Source organism: Thermococcus aggregans, from assembly GCF_024022995.1.
Classification (GTDB): Archaea; Methanobacteriota_B; Thermococci; order Thermococcales; family Thermococcaceae; genus Thermococcus_A; species Thermococcus_A aggregans.
The window spans coordinates 1,868,950-1,889,107 of the sequence record NZ_CP099582.1 but is presented as its reverse complement, the minus strand read 5'-3'; the positions used below and the strand labels follow the sequence as shown (position 1 = coordinate 1,889,107).

At 43.6% G+C, this 20,158-nt stretch carries 18 protein-coding genes and 2 pseudogenes; 10 read left to right on the top strand and 10 right to left on the bottom strand.

All coding sequences use genetic code 11. The features are described from left to right. From NF865_RS10365 to NF865_RS10340, 6 genes and pseudogenes are all read left to right on the top strand, one after another. Positions 1-143 (top strand): annotated as a pseudogene (locus NF865_RS10365) (oligopeptide ABC transporter ATP-binding protein); the annotation flags it as partial. A gap of 85 nt (positions 144-228) precedes the next feature. Next, a complete protein-coding gene (locus tag NF865_RS10360; RefSeq protein WP_253304616.1) occupies positions 229-1,599 on the top strand; it encodes a serine hydrolase domain-containing protein in 1,371 nt (456 codons plus the stop codon). A gap of 273 nt (positions 1,600-1,872) precedes the next feature. Continuing rightward, positions 1,873-2,628: a glycerophosphodiester phosphodiesterase family protein gene (locus NF865_RS10355; RefSeq protein ID WP_253304615.1), complete on the top strand. Its 756-nt coding sequence runs from the start codon at positions 1,873-1,875 to the stop codon at positions 2,626-2,628. Positions 2,629-2,669: 41 nt separating this feature from the next. Continuing rightward, positions 2,670-3,914, top strand: coding sequence for a hypothetical protein (locus NF865_RS10350; protein WP_253304614.1), 1,245 nt, complete (start codon positions 2,670-2,672; stop codon positions 3,912-3,914). Between the two features lie 13 nt (positions 3,915-3,927). After that, positions 3,928-5,250, top strand: a complete 1,323-nt coding sequence (locus tag NF865_RS10345) for a GumC domain-containing protein (protein ID WP_253304613.1) — start codon at positions 3,928-3,930, stop codon at positions 5,248-5,250. A 35-nt stretch (positions 5,251-5,285) separates the two neighbouring features. Continuing rightward, a pseudogene (locus NF865_RS10340) lies at positions 5,286-5,514 on the top strand (FGGY family carbohydrate kinase); the annotation flags it as partial. Between the two features lie 236 nt (positions 5,515-5,750). Here NF865_RS10340 and NF865_RS10335 read toward each other — a convergent pair. The 9 genes from NF865_RS10335 to NF865_RS10295 all read right to left on the bottom strand — a co-directional run bounded on the left by NF865_RS10335 (position 5,751) and on the right by NF865_RS10295 (position 13,741). Continuing rightward, the gene (locus NF865_RS10335) at positions 5,751-6,203 is read right to left on the bottom strand and encodes an ATP-dependent endonuclease (protein ID WP_253304612.1); all 453 of its coding nucleotides are present in this window, start codon (positions 6,201-6,203) and stop codon (positions 5,751-5,753) included. Between the two features lie 186 nt (positions 6,204-6,389). Then, a complete protein-coding gene (locus NF865_RS10330) occupies positions 6,390-7,559 on the bottom strand; it encodes an ATP-binding protein (RefSeq protein ID WP_253304611.1) in 1,170 nt (389 codons plus the stop codon). Positions 7,560-7,716: 157 nt separating this feature from the next. Further along, complete coding sequence (locus NF865_RS10325; RefSeq protein WP_253304610.1) at positions 7,717-8,487, bottom strand: hypothetical protein; 771 nt, start codon at positions 8,485-8,487, stop codon at positions 7,717-7,719. A 184-nt stretch (positions 8,488-8,671) separates the two neighbouring features. Next, the gene (locus tag NF865_RS10320) at positions 8,672-9,187 is read right to left on the bottom strand and encodes a cell division protein (protein ID WP_253304609.1); all 516 of its coding nucleotides are present in this window, start codon (positions 9,185-9,187) and stop codon (positions 8,672-8,674) included. Between the two features lie 10 nt (positions 9,188-9,197). Then, the gene (locus NF865_RS10315) at positions 9,198-10,937 is read right to left on the bottom strand and encodes an OPT family oligopeptide transporter (protein WP_253304608.1); all 1,740 of its coding nucleotides are present in this window, start codon (positions 10,935-10,937) and stop codon (positions 9,198-9,200) included. 329 nt (positions 10,938-11,266) lie between these two features. Then, on the bottom strand, positions 11,267-11,473 hold the full coding sequence (locus tag NF865_RS10310; RefSeq protein ID WP_253304607.1) for a hypothetical protein: 207 nt from the start codon (positions 11,471-11,473) through the stop codon (positions 11,267-11,269). Between the two features lie 4 nt (positions 11,474-11,477). Then, a complete protein-coding gene (locus NF865_RS10305) occupies positions 11,478-12,176 on the bottom strand; it encodes a PrsW family intramembrane metalloprotease (protein ID WP_253304606.1) in 699 nt (232 codons plus the stop codon). 46 nt (positions 12,177-12,222) lie between these two features. Continuing rightward, on the bottom strand, positions 12,223-12,900 hold the full coding sequence (locus NF865_RS10300) for a metallophosphoesterase (protein ID WP_436317656.1): 678 nt from the start codon (positions 12,898-12,900) through the stop codon (positions 12,223-12,225). 148 nt (positions 12,901-13,048) lie between these two features. Beyond that, positions 13,049-13,741, bottom strand: a complete 693-nt coding sequence (locus tag NF865_RS10295) for an HAD family hydrolase (protein WP_253304605.1) — start codon at positions 13,739-13,741, stop codon at positions 13,049-13,051. 131 nt (positions 13,742-13,872) lie between these two features. Between NF865_RS10295 and gcvPA the strand changes: the two genes are divergently transcribed. From gcvPA to NF865_RS10280, 3 genes are all read left to right on the top strand, one after another. Next, positions 13,873-15,228: an aminomethyl-transferring glycine dehydrogenase subunit GcvPA gene (gcvPA, locus tag NF865_RS10290; protein ID WP_253304604.1), complete on the top strand. Its 1,356-nt coding sequence runs from the start codon at positions 13,873-13,875 to the stop codon at positions 15,226-15,228. 10 nt (positions 15,229-15,238) lie between these two features. Beyond that, positions 15,239-16,738, top strand: coding sequence for an aminomethyl-transferring glycine dehydrogenase subunit GcvPB (gene gcvPB, locus NF865_RS10285; RefSeq protein ID WP_253305679.1), 1,500 nt, complete (start codon positions 15,239-15,241; stop codon positions 16,736-16,738). Between the two features lie 69 nt (positions 16,739-16,807). Continuing rightward, positions 16,808-18,175, top strand: coding sequence for a TldD/PmbA family protein (locus tag NF865_RS10280; protein WP_253304603.1), 1,368 nt, complete (start codon positions 16,808-16,810; stop codon positions 18,173-18,175). Here NF865_RS10280 and NF865_RS10275 read toward each other — a convergent pair. After that, positions 18,155-18,727 carry a hypothetical protein gene (locus tag NF865_RS10275; protein WP_253304602.1) on the bottom strand — a complete coding sequence of 191 codons (573 nt, stop codon included), beginning with the start codon at positions 18,725-18,727 and terminating at the stop codon, positions 18,155-18,157. The two genes, NF865_RS10280 and NF865_RS10275, sit on opposite strands and share 21 nt — an antisense overlap. An 84-nt stretch (positions 18,728-18,811) precedes the next feature. On the opposite strand from NF865_RS10275, the gene NF865_RS10270 reads away from it, so the two are divergent. Next, positions 18,812-20,113: a TldD/PmbA family protein gene (locus NF865_RS10270; RefSeq protein ID WP_253304601.1), complete on the top strand. Its 1,302-nt coding sequence runs from the start codon at positions 18,812-18,814 to the stop codon at positions 20,111-20,113. Positions 20,114-20,158 lie beyond the last annotated feature (45 nt).

Below are 20,158 nucleotides of genomic sequence, written 5' to 3'. Positions count from 1 at the left end.
GTGCTGTGAATATACCTCCTGGATGTAGGTTCCATCCAAGGTGTCTCTACATGGAAAAGGGGCTTTGTGACGCCAAACACCCGCAATTGGTAGAGTACGAACACAACCACTGGGCAGAATGCCACCTAATAGGAAAATACTAAAACCGGAAGTACTGAGGAGTTTGCCGAAACATACTCGAAGAGTTTTTTTCAAACAAAAAGGCGAAAGCAAAATGGGGTGCATAGAATGGAGGAAAAATTTGTAGAGCTTGAGAAGTTTATTATGGAGAAAATGTCTGAAAACAAAATGCCTGGAATAAGCATTGCCTTAGTAGAGGATAGCGAAGTGGTGTATTCTCGGGGATTTGGATTTAGGAACTTGGAAACTGGCGCTCCAGCAACGCCACGAACTGTTTACGGAATCGGCTCAATAACAAAAAGCTTTACTGCATTGGCAATAATGCAGCTTGTAGAAAAGGGATTAATAAGCTTAGACGATCCCGTAGAAAAGTACATTCCAATAAAACTAAGACCCTTTGGAGAACCCGTAAGAATCCACCATTTATTGACACACTCTTCAGGAATTCCCTCCCTTGGTTATGCGGAAGCATTCATTGATGGGATACTAAACATTGGTCATGGCTGGCTTCCCGTAGCAACTCCAGAGGATGTAATCACATTTGCCCAAGATGCCGAGAAATGGGCTTTTACAAAACCTGGTGAGAGATTCTTTTATTCAAACTCCGGTTATGTAATGCTTGGCAAGATAATCTCAGAAGTTTCTGGAATGCCATATGAGGAGTACGTCAAAGAGAACATCTTAAAGCCACTCGAGATGAACCGCTCATACTTCTTTAAGGAAGAGGTTGACAAAGATCCCGATGTTGCTACTGGTTATGTGATAGATCCACAAAAAGAAGCGCATATTCCAAAAAGCTTTCCGTATGGAATAACGGCAGATGGCGGGTTACTTAGCAATGTTCTTGACCTTGCAAAGTATTTAACAATGTATATCAACAGGGGAGAATACAACGGCGTCAAAATCGTTGAAAAAGACTCTATAGAATCTATGGAGACTCCATACATAAAAGTGCCGTGGGAAATCTTTGGCGGAGAAGGCTATGGCTACGGGCTGATAATTCACCCAGACTTTTTAGGAGAACGCTTGATACAGCATAGTGGATCAGTTTTGATATACACTGGTTTCATAGGTTATATTCCAGAAAAGAAGCTTGGCGTAGCAGTTTTGGCTAATTCAGCTGGATACCCACTCTCGAGTATTGGGATGTATGCTTTAGCTTTAATGCTAGGCAAGAATCCCGAAGAAGACCTTCCGTTTATTCGGAGAGAAAGGATTCTCAAAAAGCTAGAAGGAACGTATGAGGGTTATAAGGGAAGCATAAAGTTCAACGTTAAGAGACAAGGAGACTTTTTGCTCCTCGAAATGGCTAGCAGGTTTATGAATTCCACAATCCCTTTGGTGCCGGAGAGAGTTGAAGACAATACTGTAGTGTGTTTCACACTCTCAAACGGCAGAAAAGTGAGCGCGGAGTTTTACATCAAAGACAAAGAGGTAGAGCTCATATACGAGCGCTACAAACTAGTAAAGCAATCATGACAAAGACACTCAGTTGCAATGACTTTCATTTTTTGATTTTTTCAACTTATCGGAAACCTTTTCCAAGACTCTCCAGATTAGTTACAGGACGTGGATACCATAGAAGTAGAGGACGAAACTATAGATAAATGGTTATAAGACCTACTCGAAATTGTTAATGTCAAAAACAACGCCAAACATTTCTTGCTAGCTTCTTGCTAGCTCTGACAGCGTCGGCTTATTTGAAAAAGGTTTTTAACCCCCTGTATTAAGACTTCCAATTCGGCGAGTAACATGTCTAAGTGGAACACCGAGAAAGTTTTGGTTATAGGACATAGAGGAGAAATCGGAAAATATCCCGAAAACAGCTTACTTGCATTCCTTGAAGCTATAAAAGCAGGGGCAGATGGAGTAGAATTGGACGTCTGGCTGACTAAAGACGGCAGAGTTATAGTTATGCACGATGAGAGCATAGATAGAACATCAAATCTAAAGGGGAAGCAAAAGGAAATGACATTGGAGAACCTCAAGAAGGCAGACCTTGGAATGGGACAGAAAATTCCAACCCTTGAAGAAGTTTTTGAGGCCCTACCGAAGAATGCGCTAATCAACGTGGAAATAAAGGATATAGACGCGGTAGAGGAAGTGCTTAAAATAGTAGATATGTTCGACGCCGCAGATAGAGTAATGATATCATCTTTCAACATAGATGCGCTTAGGAAGGTAAGGAAAATAAACAAAGATATCACTCTAGGATTTCTTGTTGGAGAAGAAAGCGTAGTTCCCCTAATCCCAAAGCTTAAAGAGGAGCTGAACCTCTGGTCAATCAACATTCCCATGGAGGCTATACCAATACTCGGCTTCGAGAAGACTGTCCAGGCGATCAAGTGGGCTCGCTCGCTCGGCCTCAAAGTGGCTCTCTGGACGCAAAACGACGAACTCTTCTACGCTAACGACAACCTTGCGAGGCTGAGGGGCCTCTTCGAAGTCGTCATAGCGAACGACGTTGAGAGGATGATTGAGTATCTAAGGAAAATTGGGCTGAGATGAAACTTTTTAAAGTTTTGTTCTTAACAATTTATGGTGGTATTGTGAAGCGAGAATGGTGCCTGCTCTCACTTATAGCAGTTCTGCTCATTGTATCGTTTTTAATTCCAGAATCTTCCTATTCGCCGCCCCCCGCAGAATTTGTGGAGAGAAACTTTCCCGTCTACGAGGAGCGTCCTGCTAGGAGCGCCTACGTTGAGTGTGCCTTGTATACTCGGTCCTACTATCATTACGTGGTGGACTGGGTGCTCTCTTATCCCCACGACCATGGCTTCTCAAGGCCGGGATACTTTAGAACAGTGATTGTTGTGAGGGACTGGGAAAGCTTCGTTAAGGATGTCCCCCATCATTGTGAGATTCTTGAGGTAAACGATTTAGACTGGAATGATCCTCTGTACTCCGCATCACTTCGCCTCAAGAACGTCACCGCCGGAACGGAGGACTACGTGAAGCTGGAACCATTTTTTACGTATGCGGGATACAGACAACAGCCGACAGGCAACTGGACGCGCGTCCACGTCACGGTTTTCACCGACGATGTAAGAGAGCAGGTTAAGCTCCCGTTCCTGGCAGTGTGGGTGGGTGTCGTTGCGCTGAGCCTCCTCGGAGTCCTGCTCAACATCAAAGGGAATAAAATCCTCATTGCAGGTTTCATTGCCCTGCTGGTGATAGGAGCCCTTTTCGTGGGAGAGTACATTAAAAATGAACATGGTATCGCGGAAAGAGAGCAGACGTTCAAGGAGCTCCTGGCCCTGAACTCGACCGGCGGAGAATGCGGCATGACCGTGGCAGGTGTTTCTGCGGATTTTAAGTCTAAGGAAGACGTTTCGTGGTTCCTGACGACGCTGAAAAGAGAAAACTCCTCCATCAGCTCCGTTAGGTGGGAGGACTATACTGTCAGAATCAGCGTTGCGACTTCCTTCAATAGTTACAAAATCCTGCTGGACGAGTTCGGGGAGAAGGGGTGGGAAGTATCAACTATAGAACTCGATCCATCCGCCTTCCACCGCCCTCAGGAAGAAATAAAGAAAATCAACGACACCATCCAGACTTTGCTGAAATACCTGCCCTTGTTGCCCGACGACGAGAGAAAGGTGGTAGAAGAATACGTTGAAAACCTCAACGAAACAATTCGCCGGGACGTTACCAAAGGTCAGGGTGCATGCGTTGAAGTCATCGCCAGCACGCCTGAAGCGTTCGTTTATAACTATGCAGGTTACTCAGACTTCCTTGCCAAGTTTGCCCTGCTGGTAACGGCCATTATGATGGTAGTTGCCGTGAGGCGGTAATGGGGGCGAGGATATGGGGAGTAAAAGGACTGCACTCCCCTTCGTCCTCGCAATAATTTTCATAGTGGGCTCAGTTCTGGTGCCCCCAAAGAGTTACTCGGGCCCGGGGGATGTGCACGTCCCCTCCAACGAGAAATTCGAGAGGATACTCCGGTCCTTCAACGTCACGGAACCTGAAGAGTGCACTCCCGAAGCTTTGATGATTGTTGAATGCAAAGTTAACGGCGGGGAGGAACTCAACGGGACGCTGGCTTTCTTTGAAGACTATCCACACGGCCCTATAGCCTTATATGAAGGTGAAGGCGGCTCTTTCAGCGTAATAGTTGAAGACAGGGACGCTTTTGGGGATTCACTCCCACAAATGTGCTCTATGGTTGAGAGCAAAAATACATCAGTTCATGGGGAAGAACAGGCAAATATCTTGAAGACACTGAGTGCCTACAAAGAGCTTGAAGGCGTTCTCAAAGATCCCGCGGAGAAGGGGTTTATCCACAATAAAACCCTTGAACTGGAAAGACTCCTGGCAGATGAGCACAATGAAAAGCCCTGCAACTTCACACTTGCCACAGTGAGGGTTGAATATCCCAAGCCCGGAAGCAATGTGCCGTTCATGGTGCTTTTCTGGTCGAGCCTTGGTGTCCTGGGGTGCGTGGGTGTTGTTTCGGAAAAGAAAAAGGACAGGAAACTTGTGTTTGGTGTCCTTGTAGTTCTGTCCATTCTGTTCGTCGGAACGTACCTTCACGATTCGTGGGTTCAAAGAAACTCCGCCGAAGGCATCTCAATGATTGAAAAACTCAACGGAAGCGTTACGCTTCAGGATTCGGCTAACTTCGGGATTCTTTACGTTACCGTGGACAGTCCCAAAAAGGCAAAGGCACTGGTGGACGTCCTCATGGAGTTCAACGTGAGCGTCCGAGTACAAAGAGACGACTCCCTCCTTAAACTCGAGGGGACTCTTCCTCTGGAAAAGCTTGACGCTTTTAGGGAGGCCTCAACGAAAGTCGGCAGTTTTTATTTCCATAACCAGAGCCGTTTTTACGTGGAATTTTTGGAGAGATACAGAAGGGAGAATGACATAATACGGACTCATCTCACAGAACTCTCACCCGAGAGCAGGGAAACCCTTGAGGAAGTCCTTGAGGAAAATGAAGACTCCATTGAAAACCTGAACGAGGCTATGAACAAAAGGGCCCGCCTGATAATATTCATTTCAACTTCCTCGCCTTCAACACCTGAAGCCTACCATGACCTTTCTGCCAAATTGGCCTTTATTGGGGTGTTCTTTGCTCTGGGAGGTCTCGTGAAGTGTTTGGTGGATGATGAGCGAAACCGTTAATACCTATCAGCTTTACTTTTATTTCTGGTGGTGTTATGGAGCGCTACGTTCTTTCGCTTGATGAGGGGACCACCTCCGCCCGGGCCATACTTTTCGACAGGGAGAGCAACGTCGTGGGGATGGGGCCAGTACGAGTTCCCCCAGCACTACCCAAGGCCTGGCTGGGTGGAGCACGACCCCGAGGAAATATGGGACGCGCAGTTCATGGCAATGAAGACGGCAATTGAGAACGCCAAGATCGAACCGTCCCAGAGAGCGACTCTACAGCGGCTGGAAGGAGGCGGTAAAACGGACAATGGGCTGGGCGAAGGTCGTTGGGGTCTAAAATTACAACTTCGATATCTTTTTGACAATTTTCTCCAAAGTTTTGAGAGATCCACCTGAAGATTTCCTCAAGTAGTTCTTAATGTCCTCTGGAGGATTATACCACAGTTCAATAAATCGTCTCATTGGGGCATAATTTTTTAGGTCGTCTCCTCCAATAATAATTCCTTCTTTCTTCAGTTTGCTAAGTAGTATATACCAGTTTTTTGTTCCAAATCCTTCTTTATTACATCTTCAAGGTTTTTATTTAAAACTGCAAAGTTCTTTTTTATAATAGATGACCTAATACCTTGTTTAAAATCATAACCCACGGCATTAAATAAATACTTGTTTTGTTCGTCACTTTCTTTGTCAAAATCCCATATAATGTACGTAGGGATTTCAAATCCTCTAAACATCAGATATGCCACGAGCAAGTTTCCTTTTCCACCCACCGGAATTATTGAAATATTGTTGCCGTCGAGATCAACGCCACTGTACTCAGAAACAACTTCTAATGCTGCTTTATTACTTTCTCCTTCAACCAGTACTACTTTATCTGCAAAGAATCCCTCATTTACTAATGGATTTATTGTAGTTGTGAATTTTTTGAGCTGTTTTGATGGAGAGTCTATGCCAAAGCTTGCCAACTCCTCCTGAAGTTCGTGTTGGGAATACCAGTAAATTTTGGTTTCCTTTAACTTACGCGAGCTGGGAATTTTAGTTTTTTGAATACTCTTAAGTTATCAAAGGTGTCAACATCAATTAAAAACGGAGAATGAGTGGAATACATTACTTGAATATTAAACATTCCAAAAGTGTTTCCAGCGAGGTCTTTAAACAGTTTTTTTAAGGTGTTTTTGACGTTGAGGATGCTGATACAACTCTAATTCCTCGATAGCCAGGAACAGAGTTAATTTTGAATTTTCATTAGCAGAATTTTCGTTTGTATCTTCTGTATTACTTGTCTCATACTTCTTTTCAGCTAAGTAGTGCAATAAAGAGAATAAAAGAGCTCTCTGGGTTCCATGACCCACCCTATCAACACTCACTTTAAAACCATCTTCCTCAATTGATACTCTCGGAGTAGGCAATGGCATTTTAAAGTCCTCAAGGTCATCCCAATTTATGTATGCCTTTGTATTTGGTGCAAATTTCTCCAGGATTTGTGTTATTTCATGGCTTAGTTCAGTTAATAGCCCCTTAGTTTCGGTTTTTCGACCTTTTTTCTCTAAAGTTTTGAGCAAATTTTTATATTTATCCTCAAGGTGTTTAAATCCCGGAATTGATCTGATATGCTCTTCTATTATCAATTGAGTAAGTTCCGTGATAATACTGCCCTTTTTATACTCTGTTTCCTCAGAGACGTCTTTAATTGCGGGAACTAGCTGGAACTTTATAAATTTCTCAATCTTTCCACGACCAACTTCTTTATACCCAAAAAACTGGTCTTCCACTAGTATCTCCGCACACATCTCTGGATGTAAACTTTCATATTCCTCAAGCGCCTTGAGAATTGCCTTCTTCGCAGGAGTCCTTCCTAAATTAGGCAAATCTGGAAATTCTTGTCGTAGCTCATTATATTTCTGGACCAAGTCCTCTCTTTTCAACGAACGTGCTTCAGAGAACTGAGGGATACCTAGTCTCACTCCATGATATGACTGGTTAGACTTAGAAGCAGAGAATTTCATTATTTTCACGACTTTTATGTACGTTCTGCCGCCTTCTTCTCTTACATATTTTTGAAATTCTTCAATTTCCTCCGTAGTATCTAACTCAAATTTTAAAGTGATCTTTATTGGTTTACTAGTGTCTTTTCCATAAAAATCCTCTTCAGTGTACTTGGAATTTGGATTAAAGAACAAATCAAGAGCTTTCAACAGTGAAGACTTGCCTGTTCCATTTCTCCCAATTAATATTGTAAGGTCATCAACAGGTATTTTTACATGCCTTAGAGATCTAAAATTCTCAATCTCAACTTCAACTATGCGCACTGCTAATCCCAAATCTTATAATGAGATAAAATATTTAAAGGTTGTTTAAAATTTAAATTATTTTAACCTGTTAGAATTTCCTGCAAAATTGAGGTTAACGCCCCTGTAAACTGGCATGGAATCCTAAGAACATTGCTAAACTTAGAGGTGCAAGTATCACACGACTATTTCATCCAACCACGTCTTTAATCCATTCCGGTCGTTTATAGTCGTATGTAATTTCAAAGCTTGCTGAGAATTTCCTAGTTGAGGTTGCATTTACTACCAAAAGCCTGAGCGTTTCAACACCTTCAACTTTCCCTTTTATGGGACGATTATCTTTAATCCAAAGCCGAGCAGTGCCGTTTATTGTTCTTACGTATTTCATGGTCTCGAAGTAATCTTGTAGGTTCTGTGTGACGTTCTCGGGCATTGGAGACTCGTAGGTCTTGGAGAAGTCAAATACAACCAAATATATGTCGTCTCCTTCTGCAGTTTCAAAGTTCGTCGCATTTTGGAGTATATCTCTGATGTAATAGAGGGGATTTCTTCCGAGATTTGAGCCTTTTAGTATTTCATATTTTAATTCTTCGGGATTGCTTATGTTTATATAAGCCGACCCATTCTTTAGCTCCATGAAGTATTCTTGAACCGTCATATTTCTCTCGACTTTTTCCACTATCTCGTTGTCCCTTTCCCATACAGACAAGAAATACATGAAGTCCCCGAGAATCGTGAGATTGCTGTAAAAAATACCACTGCTTTCCTCGATAACAGCTAATTCCCAGAACGCCTCCTCTCTATCGTAGTTAAAACCTCCTCGATAGTGAATCATACTGGTGCCAGAGTTGTCAACTACTGTATAGTTTAATGAGTACATATACTTGTCAGTATCCTCAATCTCCTCGAGGATGGCCTTTGGAGTTAGTTCCCTTTGCATACATGCAGAAGAGCACACCAAAATAAGGAAAACCAATCCCCAAATTAAGAGTTTTCTCAAAGTTCTCACCAGAATACATTACGCAGTTATCCTATATTTATTTTTCGTACAAGTGAATGATTACTAATAGCAATAATATTAGGTCCATTTTGCCCCTACTAAAACCAACTATTTCTTAGCAACTTTAAAAAGAAGAAAAGAGAAGTCAATTGGAGCTTAAGAGCTTCAAAGTCTCTTTAAGTTGAGCGTATCCAGATTCGAGGTAGGTATCTCCTTCTTTTATGTAGCCGTCAGCGTAAGCGCTCCATGCTCTGTTTAAGTGCCTCTCTGCCTTGCTGAAGCTTGTCATGACCTCTCCATAGAACTTAATTCCTTCCACCCTAAGTGGTTGGGCTTTCTCTGCGAAGGTATCTAGGCTTTCGAGGATTTTTCCTAAGTGTTCTCTTGCCTTCTCTAAGTCCTTGTCTTTTTCTTTCATTATTTTTTCAATTTCTGCAATAGCGTTCTCCAGTGTTCTCTTGAGTTCTTCTTTTCCACCTCTACCTTGAGTAGCGCTCTGGTGGAGCGCCTCCCTCTCTCCCTGTCTTCTAAGGAGGATTCCAACTCCCATGATAGCGAGGCTACCTCCAAGTGCTGTCCAGAGTGGTGGGTTCCTAGCTGAGACTATAGCTCCTCCGATTAAACCAGCTGTGAGCAGTATATTTCCGATAAATTTCTTCATTGTTATCACCTCATGGGTGTAGTACTCCAGCTACAGTGAGCACTGCAAAGAGTAATGTCATAGCAGCTTCTCCGACCATCAATCCAGCGGCGAATGGAATAACTTTCTCAACGATGAATTCGTAGCCCTTCTTCCTCTTTGCAACCTCGTTCACAATACAGCCAATTCCGTATGGGATTATGTAGAGCATTGGGAGGTACATTGAAAGTCCTACTAGAACTCCAAGTCCGGGAACTCCGCTAAGTGATAGGAGGAATCCAAGCAGTCCACCTGCTATGAACTTGTCTATTGGTACACTTCCACCAAGTACTGCTTCTACCATTGACTTAAGAGCCATAGCCTGAGGAGCTGGAACTTTGTCGTTTCCAATTCCATAAGCATTCCAGATAAGGCCAACGACTGTCAATGCGATTATAGGTCCAAGCCAAGCGGTCAAGAGCTCGACTTTTTGCTGTCTTGATGGAACTGCACCAACCATGTGTCCAGTCTTGAGATCTTGCATCATGTCTGCAGCTCCTGAGATAGCCACACCAACTGTTGCACCCATAAGGATTGTAAGTGGGACGTTCTTGTTGGTCAAGTAGAGGAGTATCATGACTGAGACAAGGGATAGACCTGAAACTGGGCTCCAGTCAGTCATTCCAGTGGACATTGCTACGAGGAGTGATGCAATGAAGATCCATGCGACACCAATGAGTGCTGTGAGGAGGCTTCTTCCTAGGCCTAGGTTTCCAAGCTTGTAAGCTGTTACTAAAAGCAAGACAAATGCTAGTACGGCACCCGCGACTAGGTAGTAGATTGGGAGCTCTTCATTGTTTCCATTCTTGTCTTTAAGCTTGCTCGCTTGTGCAAGGCTCTTCATGGCAACTGCAATGACGGGTAGAGAGAGTATCAAACCAGCTATTGACCCTCCAAGGAGCATACCAATACCCAATGGTCTTGTCATTGTGCTGTATACGTACCCACTTATTGCGCTTCCCTGAACGTCTGCTGGTAGCCATCCCAAAGCCTTAACTACTGGAGTTATGATGTAGTATGAGAGTATACCACCAGCGAGAACTATTAAACCGTTTCTTCCGGTAATAAGACCCATACCAAATACCATGAGTGAGAGGGCAATTGTTAAGTCAACCCATTCTGGAAGGTGAAGTGCTGCGCCTAAGTCCACGGCTTCGGGTATAATGTGTGGCAATCCAAAGAGTGGGAACTGCTGAATGAGGTAAATTATTGCACTAAGGGCCATACCAAAGAACAGGAGTCTTGCCTTTTCTATTCCACTTCCTGGAGTCTTAAGGATAGTAGCAACTGCAGTTCCTGTTGGGAACCTGAGTCTGTCTATTTCGATCATTTGCTTTCTGAGTGGGATGATGAAGGTTATACCCAAAATTGCTCCAGCTGCAGTAGCTAAGAAGAAGTACAGTGTGTTTATTTCTTTGTGAAGGCCCATTATGTAAAGCGCCGGGATTGTGAAGATTACTCCAGAAACAGATATGTTAACGGCTGAAGCAACCGTTTGAACTATGTTGTTTTCAACTATCGTACCTTTCTTTAAAATTCCTCTAAGAATTACCCAACCAACAATTGCTGCTATTGCAGAACCTCCGGAAGTGAAACCCATTATCATTCCGGCGTAGGTAAAGCTTGCAGCCATAAATGCTCCCCAAAGAACTCCCAAGATTACGGCAACAGGTGTTACTTCCCTGTAACTTTCTTCTCGTTTCGTAACGCTTTGTCCAGCGTATCTTTCCATTTTTCAACCCTCCGTACATTTTTGTACATTCGGTTTGTTCTATATACTTGGGATACAAAAGCAAGGCATTCTGTCTTTTTTGGACATATAAAGTTTTTCAGACCGATTTTATTCGTTAGAGAGAATTATAAACCATTAAAATGCACAAAAAAGCAATCGCGTTGGTCTTTTATCATAAAGCCTATAAAACGGGCATAACACAGAAAAGACATACATAAATGTAGTTTTGTAAGTCACTGGTAATCAAAAGTTGGTGTCATTTTCGAAAATTTACTAATGAAATTGTAGAATAAAATAAAAATTTTTCGAAAATATCTGGAATAACCCGCCTAAAGAGAGCTAAACTTTTGAAGGAATATCCTCAAATCGGTTTTAAAGGGCTCCTGGGCATTCTTCATTTCTTCCTCCACTGCCTTAACAAAGGAAGCCTCATCTTGGACTTTTGAGCTTATCTCTTCGACTTTTTTCTTTAGCTCTTCATAATATTCAATGTAAGGCCTCGCCTCAAAGAGAGCTCGCTCTATTTTTTCCTTCATAGCCTCACCTCCTAATGAACCAGTAGAACCATACCTTTTCCAAATCTTCCTTCTGCCCAAGCATTATGAAGTATCTGATAAGGGCTATGTTGATAAAGATCAGCAGTATTGTGAAGATGTAATATGCGGGGATTGCAAGGCTCAAAAATGCAAAATAGTCCCAAAGGAAGTGGAGCAGTATTGCAAGGGCAAAGTAACTTGAGACGCCTTGAATTTTACCTTCTGCTTTTAGACCATATCCAACGCCAACGATTGCACTCCAAGTGGCATGGGCAAAGGGAGTTAAGAAGGCCCTTACTATGGTGGTTCCAACTCCAAAACCGAGACCATATAAAAAGTTCTCGGTTGCTGCAAATCCCAATCCTGCCGCTACACCATAAACAACTCCATCCATTATCCCATCCATTTGACCTGCTTTAAATGGGATCCTAATGGCCAGGGCTTTTGCAGGCTCCTCTACAACGCCTGCTACAAGTGCCATGTAGAATGCGGTTGCCGGTAAGAGGGCATATCCAAATTCTCCCCGTACTAAAAATGCCTCAAGTACCATTGCAACCCCAACAGATAGAGTTGCCCCAACAATGAACGTTGCTATAACGTAGCGTTTGGGTTCTGGTTCGTATTTATCCTCGTGATAGAAATACCAGAGTATCGCCAAAGCAGGAGCATAGGCAAAGAATATTATCGTGCTTAGTACATCCATGCTACCACCAAAAGAAGTTTGAGTCCTTTGATTTTAATTTTTGTGGTCAGATTTTCTGGAGAGCTTTAACTAGGTCGCCAAGCTTTCCAAAACTCAAGAGCTCCTTTTCCAGTGGGACAAAAACCTCAAAGTTAGTCAGCTCTACGTGTTTAAGAAAAGGAGAAACAATCTCCCTAAGGATGTCGTTTCCATATGCCCACGGAGAAAAGGCCGGGAGCACTATCAAGCTTTCCCCCACCAAAAAGATTGGGACTTTTATTAACGCTCCCACTTCATCCCTAAGCCGAATTGCCGGATGTTCATGCCCTATGATGAATTTTTCTCCTTCAACAAGCTTGTGGCCGTGGACTATTTTCCACCCCTTGAGCTCAAGTTCCTCAACAACCTCCACCCCAAGTTCTTTGATCCAGTTTATTCCCACGTCGTGGTTTCCCCTCACAACGACTACTTCCTCCACGAGGGGCATGACATGTTCAAAAAAAGCCTTAAGCTCCAACTTCTCACGCTTAAGCGGAACGAATGAGTGCTTGAGGTCGCCGTTTATGATCAATCTTTTTGGCCGCTCTTCTTTGAGAAGGGCAACGATGGAGTCGAGCATTTGTTTAAAGGCTTTTGGAAGATAAACGCCTTCCTTCGCCATGCTCTCCTCGTATCCAATGTGGAGATCCGCTATCACAATTGAATTTCCAATTTTAATGCCCTTCTGGGGAAGGAGTTCATACATGATTGAAACTCTTCGTTGGGATTTTTAAACATACTGCCTAAAGAGGAGTTCGCAAAGGCAGACGTGCTTTTCACTAGGACTTTACGAGAGAGAAGGAAGAAGATTGGAGAACCAAGCTTTAGTAACAAGCCCAAAAATACTTTAGAACTCAGGATTGAGAGGGTAAACGAGAAAGGCCTCTTTCGCTTTTAATTCTCTCTATCACGTCAAAGAGGCTCCAGAGGTCTTGGATAACGTGAAGGTGTGGGATTTGATCTAGAATTTCTTTGGTAACATATTTCGCCGTTGGGGGGAAGTAATACCATACGTATTCAGTATTCTCATCTCCCCTTCCTATAAAGCGCCATGGCTTGTCGTCAACCCATACAAAGATGTCATCTCCGTATTTTTCTCTGACGAGCTGGAGGGCTTCACAGATTGTTATGTCTCTTCCGAAAATTATCACATCATCAAAAAGGTCATAGAAACCGCTTACTCTCAGCCTATATTCCTTCATTCCTTCCAAAAAGTCCTCCGCAGAGAAGGATATCACAATATGCCCTTCCTCTTTAAGCTTTTTCAAGAGTTCCTTGGAGTCATCAATTGGCTTCGAAAGCTTTGTCCTTTCTTCAAACCATGTGCGAGCGAATTTAGTTCTGAAAAGTCTCGGCTGCTTTACTTTATATCTATGCCGTCCAAATTTGGGGCGCTCAAAATAGAGCTCTATTTTAGTGAGGATTTTAGCAAATAACCCCTTAAAAGGAAGCCAAGGAAAATGCTTTTTCAATGCTCTTCTAAATGCCTCTTCTATAACGGAGTAGCTGTCCACAAGCGTTCCGTCGAAATCAAAGGCAATTATCATGGTTAAGTCCCCCTCTTCATTCTACCGCTGGAGCTCAATGTGTGCCACTTGCCTTTAAGTTTTATCCTCCACAAAACATATATTTTAGTAGAGCGAAATATTTAGATGATAATTTCAAAAGGGTGATAAAAATGGGTAAGCACTACATCCCAAACTCAGCACACAAGGAAGAGATGCTCAGAGAAATTGGGTTTAAAAGCATTGAAGACCTTTTCTCTGATATCCCAAAAGGCGTTGTCCAGGAGTTCAATCTTCCAGAAGGCAAAAGCGAATACGAAGTTTTCCTTGAAATGAACGAAATTCTCAACAAAAACAAGACCGTCCTTGAAATGCCAACTTTTCTTGGTGCTGGAGCTTATTTCCACTACGTGCCGGCTCATGTGAAGCACCTCATAGAAAGAAGCGAGTTCATAACCTCCTATACCCCATACCAAGCGGAGATAAGCCAAGGAATGCTGCAAGCACTTTTCGAATACCAGAGCTTGATTGGGGAACTTGTAGGCTTGGAGATTGTAAATGCCTCAATGTATGACTGGGGAACTGCCTTAGGTGAAGCAGCCAGAATGGCGGCTAGGGTTAAAAGAAAGAACAAATTCGTGGTTCCAAGGCACATTCATCCGGAGAGAAAAATGGTTCTAGAGACCTTCGTGAAGGGAGCGGGCATAGAAATAGAATACGTAAAATGGAACGAGAAAGGACAGATGGATCTTGAAGAATTAAAGGAGAAAGCAAAAGACGCCGCCGGAGTCTATGTTGAGCTCCCCAACTTCTTCGGAATAATTGAAGAGCAGATAAAAGAAATCGGAGAAATCGCCCATGAAAACGATGCACTCTTTGTAGTCGGTGTTGACCCAACGATTTTAGGCATAGTAGAGGCTCCAGGCAACTTGGGAGCGGACATTGTAGTGGGAGAAGCATCATTTCTCGGAAGTGCACTGAACTTTGGAGGTCCCAGAGCTGGAATATTTGCCATCAAGAACGATAAAGCACTGATAAGGCAAATGCCAGGAAGGATTATAGGGATGACAAAGGATGCAGAAGGTAAGAGAGCTTTTGTGATGACGCTCCAGACGAGAGAACAGCACATAAGGAGGGCTAAAGCCACATCGAATATATGTTCAAACGAAGCCCTTGTGGCAGTTGCGGCTGCGATTCACCTTGCTTCCCTCGGACCGAAAGGGCTTGAGAAGCTTGGAGAGATAATCCTAAAGAACACCGCGTACTTCAAGAAGAGGCTGAGCGAGGTTGCCGAAATACCGTTTGATGCTGTTAACTTCAAAGACGTCCCGGCAACATTTGAGATTCCCTACGAAGTTATTCACGAGAAGCTACTTGAGAGAGGAATACACGGCGGCTTCTATCTAAAACCATACTTCCCAGAGCTCGGCGAGACCGCTCTGCTGGCAGTGACCGAAACAACGAGAAGAGAGTGGGTAGAGGCTCTTGTGAAAAACGTCAAAGAAATACTAGACGAGGCTGAGCTGTGAGGTGATGAAGATGTTCAGGCAGGCTAAATGGGACGAACCCTTGATTTTTGAACTCTCAAAACCGGGAAGAGTTGGATTTACCCTCCCCGAGCCTATCGAAGACGTTGAGGTTCAAATCCCAGAGAAGTTGAGGAGAAAAAGCCTTGAACTCCCTGAAGTTAGTGAACCTGAGGTCGTCAAACACTATACAAGGCTAAGCGAAATGAACTATGGCGTTGACTCGGGCATTTATCCACTTGGCTCTTGTACCATGAAATACAACCCCAAGATAAATGAGGAGTTTGCAAACCACCCGAAAGTTGCCTTTATTCACCCGTACCAAGATCAAAGGACGGTTCAAGGTGCTTTACAGATAATGTGGGAGCTTGAGCAGTGGCTTAAAGAGATCACAGGAATGGATCGCTTTACCCTGCAGCCCGCGGCTGGAGCGAATGGAGAGTTCACTGGAGTTATGATAATGAGAGCATACCACCTCGACAGGGGAGAGACCCAGAGGGATGAAATAATAGTCCCGGACTCAGCCCACGGTACAAACCCTGCATCGGCCGCGATGGCTGGCTTTAGAGTTATAGAAATTCCCTCAAACGAGCAAGGTATGGTCGATTTAGAGGCTCTGGAAAATGCGGTAAGCGAAAGGACAGCGGGAATAATGCTCACAAACCCCAACACTCTGGGAATATTCGAAGAAGACATTTTGGAGATAGCGAAAATAGTCCACAAAGCCGGCGGACTGCTCTACTATGACGGTGCTAACTTAAACGGAATTCTCGGTAAAGTAAGGCCCGGAGACATGGGCTTTGACATCGTCCACATAAACCTTCACAAGACGTTTTCAACACCTCACGGAGGAGGCGGTCCTGGAGCAGGGCCCGTGGGAGTAAAGAAGCACCTCGTGGACTACTTGCCAGTTCCACTAGTTGACTTCGACGGAGAGAAGTACTACCTCAACTACGACGTTCCAAAGAGCATAGGGAAGGTCAAGGAGTTCTATGGAAACTTTACGGTGCTTGTTAGAGCGCTCACGTATCTTAAGATCATGGGAAGAGACGGGCTTAGGGAAGCCGCGGAGGTTGCAGTGCTCAATGCCAATTACCTCGCACAAAAGCTAAAGGGCACGAGGGGATACGAGTTGCCTCACAAAGAGCTCAGAAAACACGAGGTAGTATTTTCAGCGGAGCCCATGAGAAAAGAAACAGGAGTCAAGGCCTTAGACGTTGCCAAGAGGTTGCTCGACTTTGGATTGCACGCTCCAACGATTTACTTCCCATTAATAGTGCACGAAGCGTTGATGATTGAACCAACAGAAACTGTCAGTAAGGAAGAGCTCGATGCCTACGTTGAGGCGCTTAAGAAGATCAGCGAAGAAGCCTACACCAATCCAGAAATAGTCAAGAGTGCTCCGCACAATACAGCAGTTAAAAGAGTTGACGATGTCCTTGCAACTAAAAAGCCAATTGTAACGTGGAGGATGTACAAAGAGCTCAAGAAAAAGGGAGAAGTTGATTATTGAGCTCTCTTCTTTCTTCTCCTTTTCCAAAAATAATATAAACCTTGCCCGGTTCTCTTCTTTGGGGGTTCTATGGAGATCGAAAAGTTAATCAAAAAAGCCGAAGAGCTGGCGGAAAAATACCATGTGCCTTACTATGAGGTCAGAATAGCCAGAATAAGCGCAACCCACATTGAGATGCAGAATTCTCACTTCGAAGACATTTCCTCAAACATGGAGATAGGTATTGGCGTTAGGGCTTTTGACGGCTCTTGGGGCTTCTCTTCAGCAAACGACATAAGGAGAGCAGAAAAAGCAATAGAGACCGCAATGAAAATTGCAAAAGCCACAAGGGGAAATTCGAAGATATATATTGGAGATCCAATTAAGGACAATGCAGAAATTAGGGTTAAGAAGCCTTCTTCTGAAGTAGATCTGGAAGAAAAAATAGCCTTTTTAAAAGAACTGGACTCTCTTCTAATGGGCGATAACATACCAAACAGAAAGATAGCCTATGGGGATGGAACAAAGGAGCAGTTTTATTTTAATTCTGTCGGAAGCGAGATCAGAACGATCGTTCCCAGAATTCGCTTGAGTTTCTCGGTCACCGCAAAGAAGGGCGACGACATGCAGACCTATTGGAAAGTTTTTGGAGGTACTTCGGGATGGGAAATTATAGAGAGTCTGGACTTAGAGTACTGGGCTTCTTTTGTTAAAAATAAAGCAAAGGAGCTTTTGGACGCTTCTCTACCCCCCTCCGGTGAGTTTGATGTAATAATCGACCCAGAACTTGCGGGAGTTTTTATCCACGAAGCCCTTGGACACGCGGCAGAAGGTGATGCAGTTAAAAATGGCGAAAGCATACTGGAAGGGAAGCTCGGAGAGAAGATAGCCGTTGAGGAGCTTACCGTTGTAGATGACCCAACTTTGAAAGGAAAGTTCGGCTCTTACATTTACGATGACGAGGGAATCAAGGGGAGAAGGGTTGAAATCATAAAAGACGGGGTCTTGAAGGAATATCTCCTCGACAGAGAAACAGCTGCTTTCTTCAATTTAGAGCCAAATGGGCACGGAAGAGCTCAGAGCTACAACTATCAGCCCCTGGTTAGAATGAGCAACACTTACATAGAGCCCAGAGACTGGAGTTTTGAGGAGATGCTCGAGGAGGTTAAAAACGGACTGTACCTCATAGGGGACAAAGGAGGGCAGGTAGATATAGCAAACGGCACCTTTATGTTCGGTGCTAAGGAAGGCTATATAATCGAGAACGGGGAGATAAAAACACCAATAAGGGACGTTGCGCTCTCAGGCAAGATTCTGGATGTCCTCAAAAATATAAGGGCAATTGGAAAAGACCTTAAAATCGAGTTTCCCGGCTATTGTGGAAAGGGACAGTGGGTCTCGGTCGATGATGGAGGTCCGCATGTTTTAACACGGGCATTAGTGGGAGGTCTCCTCTAAGCCCCAGATCTTCACCTCTATCCTAGCCCAGGCCTTCCATCCATCTTCTCCAAATGCGACGATGTAAATGTGGTAAGTCTCGCCGAGTTTTACGTTTTCTGTCTTTATTATTATTTCAAAAGTTGCGTTTTTGTTTTCAGATATGGTAGTCTCTTTTGGGACTATTTCAACGCTTATATTTTCGACCCTTTTAAGTCTGCTCTGAAGATAGCTCCAGCTGTTTGAAGTGTTTGAATCTCCTAAAAAGGCACTGAGTTTTGCTTTTCCTTTATAATAGCACTCCTTCTGATTTATGCTGTATTTTTTGGCAAAGAGAAGACCTTTGATTTCAATGGTGCTGTTGGGTGGCATAAGGAATGCTAAATTCTCTTCTAAACGCTCATGCTCATCGGTTAAATTGAACAAGATATTTCCTGCGTTAAATTCTCCATACCCGGGCATGAGATACAAGGCTTCTTCTTGGGAAGTAGACATCGTTGAGTTAACTCCCAAGCATCCACTTGAGAGAAGGATCAAAATTAAAACCACAGCTGCTAATCTCACTTCACCCACCTAAAAATAATTCTGGCAGAAAGGATATATATTTTACCCAAAAATCTTTAACTCTTTCTACTCTACGAAAAGCGGGATGAAAAGATGATAGAGGAACTAATCAAAATCTTAAACCGCGAGAATATTGAGTGGGAAATTTACTGGGAGATTGGGAGAGGGAGCTCCTTTAAAATTGAGAAGTGTGAACTTGAGAGGGCTCAAAGGAAGTACCATTCTGGGATAGGGCTTAGAGTTGGATACAAAGGAAAGCAGGGATTCTCATACATAACCGGAATCAATCACTCAAAAGAAGATCTCGAGAGGTTTGTTAAAAAGACCATAAAGCTTGCAAGGGTCGGAGAGGTAAAGTTTTACGGCTTCCCTGAGAAGAAGCCGATCAAAAAGGTTAGTGGAATTTACGATAAGCGGATAGCGGAGCTGGAATTTGAAGAAGCCCTAAGTATGGGAAGAGGGATATCTCAGAAAGAGAGTGAGCTAAGAGAAAAATACGGAAGCAACTATACCTTTTCGGGAAGGCTGGCATTTGGCGTAGCAAAAGACGGCATAGCGAATTCAAACGGAATTGAACTAGAGGAAGAAAGTACAGGCATGAGTTTTAGTGTTTACGTCGTTAAGAAAGATGAAAAGACTGGAACCGGCGATTACTACAAGGCTTCAAGGTCTATGATGGACTTCGAGAAAGAGCTGGAAGTCGGGCTTGAAAAAGCCCTACAAGAAGCTGAGCTGAGCTATAAAGCAAAGCCCATGGGGGCTTTTGAAGGAGAAATAGTTTTGGAGCCCCATTCAGTCGCATCGGTTCTTGAACTGTTTATTTCAAACCTGAAAGGAGACAACGTGTACCATAAGCGGAGCAGGTTCACGAGGGTTGGAGAAAAGGTGGCAAGTGAATCGTTTACCCTTATAGATGACGCAACACTGGAGGGCAAAATAGTAAGTTATTCCTTTGATGGCGAAGGAAATCCGGGTCAAAGAACAGTCTTAGTTGGAAATGGAATATTGGAGAATTTCCTCCTGGATGAAACCTATGCAAGGCTTTTGGGAATGAAAAGCACGGGAAACGCTGTGAGAGACTTTAGAACGCCCCCACACATCGGCACGAGCAATATAATCGTAGAGGGAGAGGAAGAAAACCTTGAGGATTTTGAAGGAGTTGTAATAAAGAAGGTCTTCGGTGAGCACACTGCCAATCCCATTAGTGGAGATTTTTCGCTAACCATCGAGCTCGGCTACATCGTCAAAAACGGCGAGCTTATACCTTTTAAAGACAACATGTTTGTAGGGAACGTATTTGAGTTCATGAACTCCATAGCTGCTGTTGGAAAGAAAAAGGAGGAGCTTGGAGCTTTTATATCTCCCAGAGTGCTCGGCTTGGGGAAGATAGTGTGAAGAAAAGTTTAAGTTCTCCTAATCCTACTTTTTATTTGGTGATAT

Excerpts from the sequence above, each read along its gene's own strand:
- NF865_RS10280 (WP_253304603.1), top strand. The coding sequence starts at position 16,808 with ATGGAGATCGAAAAGTTAATCAAAAAAGCCGAAGAGCTGGCGGAAAAA.
- NF865_RS10310 (WP_253304607.1), bottom strand. The coding sequence starts at position 11,473 with ATGAAGGAAAAAATAGAGCGAGCTCTCTTTGAGGCGAGGCCTTACATT.
- NF865_RS10305 (WP_253304606.1), bottom strand. The coding sequence starts at position 12,176 with ATGGATGTACTAAGCACGATAATATTCTTTGCCTATGCTCCTGCTTTG.
- NF865_RS10270 (WP_253304601.1), top strand. The coding sequence starts at position 18,812 with ATGATAGAGGAACTAATCAAAATCTTAAACCGCGAGAATATTGAGTGG.
- NF865_RS10345 (WP_253304613.1), top strand. The coding sequence starts at position 3,928 with ATGGGGAGTAAAAGGACTGCACTCCCCTTCGTCCTCGCAATAATTTTC.
- NF865_RS10295 (WP_253304605.1), bottom strand. The coding sequence starts at position 13,741 with ATGATAATTGCCTTTGATTTCGACGGAACGCTTGTGGACAGCTACTCC.
- NF865_RS10360 (WP_253304616.1), top strand. The coding sequence starts at position 229 with ATGGAGGAAAAATTTGTAGAGCTTGAGAAGTTTATTATGGAGAAAATG.
- NF865_RS10355 (WP_253304615.1), top strand. The coding sequence starts at position 1,873 with ATGTCTAAGTGGAACACCGAGAAAGTTTTGGTTATAGGACATAGAGGA.
- gcvPA (WP_253304604.1), top strand. The coding sequence starts at position 13,873 with ATGGGTAAGCACTACATCCCAAACTCAGCACACAAGGAAGAGATGCTC.
- NF865_RS10320 (WP_253304609.1), bottom strand. The coding sequence starts at position 9,187 with ATGAAGAAATTTATCGGAAATATACTGCTCACAGCTGGTTTAATCGGA.
- gcvPB (WP_253305679.1), top strand. The coding sequence starts at position 15,239 with ATGTTCAGGCAGGCTAAATGGGACGAACCCTTGATTTTTGAACTCTCA.
- NF865_RS10300 (WP_436317656.1), bottom strand. The coding sequence starts at position 12,900 with ATGTATGAACTCCTTCCCCAGAAGGGCATTAAAATTGGAAATTCAATT.
- NF865_RS10315 (WP_253304608.1), bottom strand. The coding sequence starts at position 10,937 with ATGGAAAGATACGCTGGACAAAGCGTTACGAAACGAGAAGAAAGTTAC.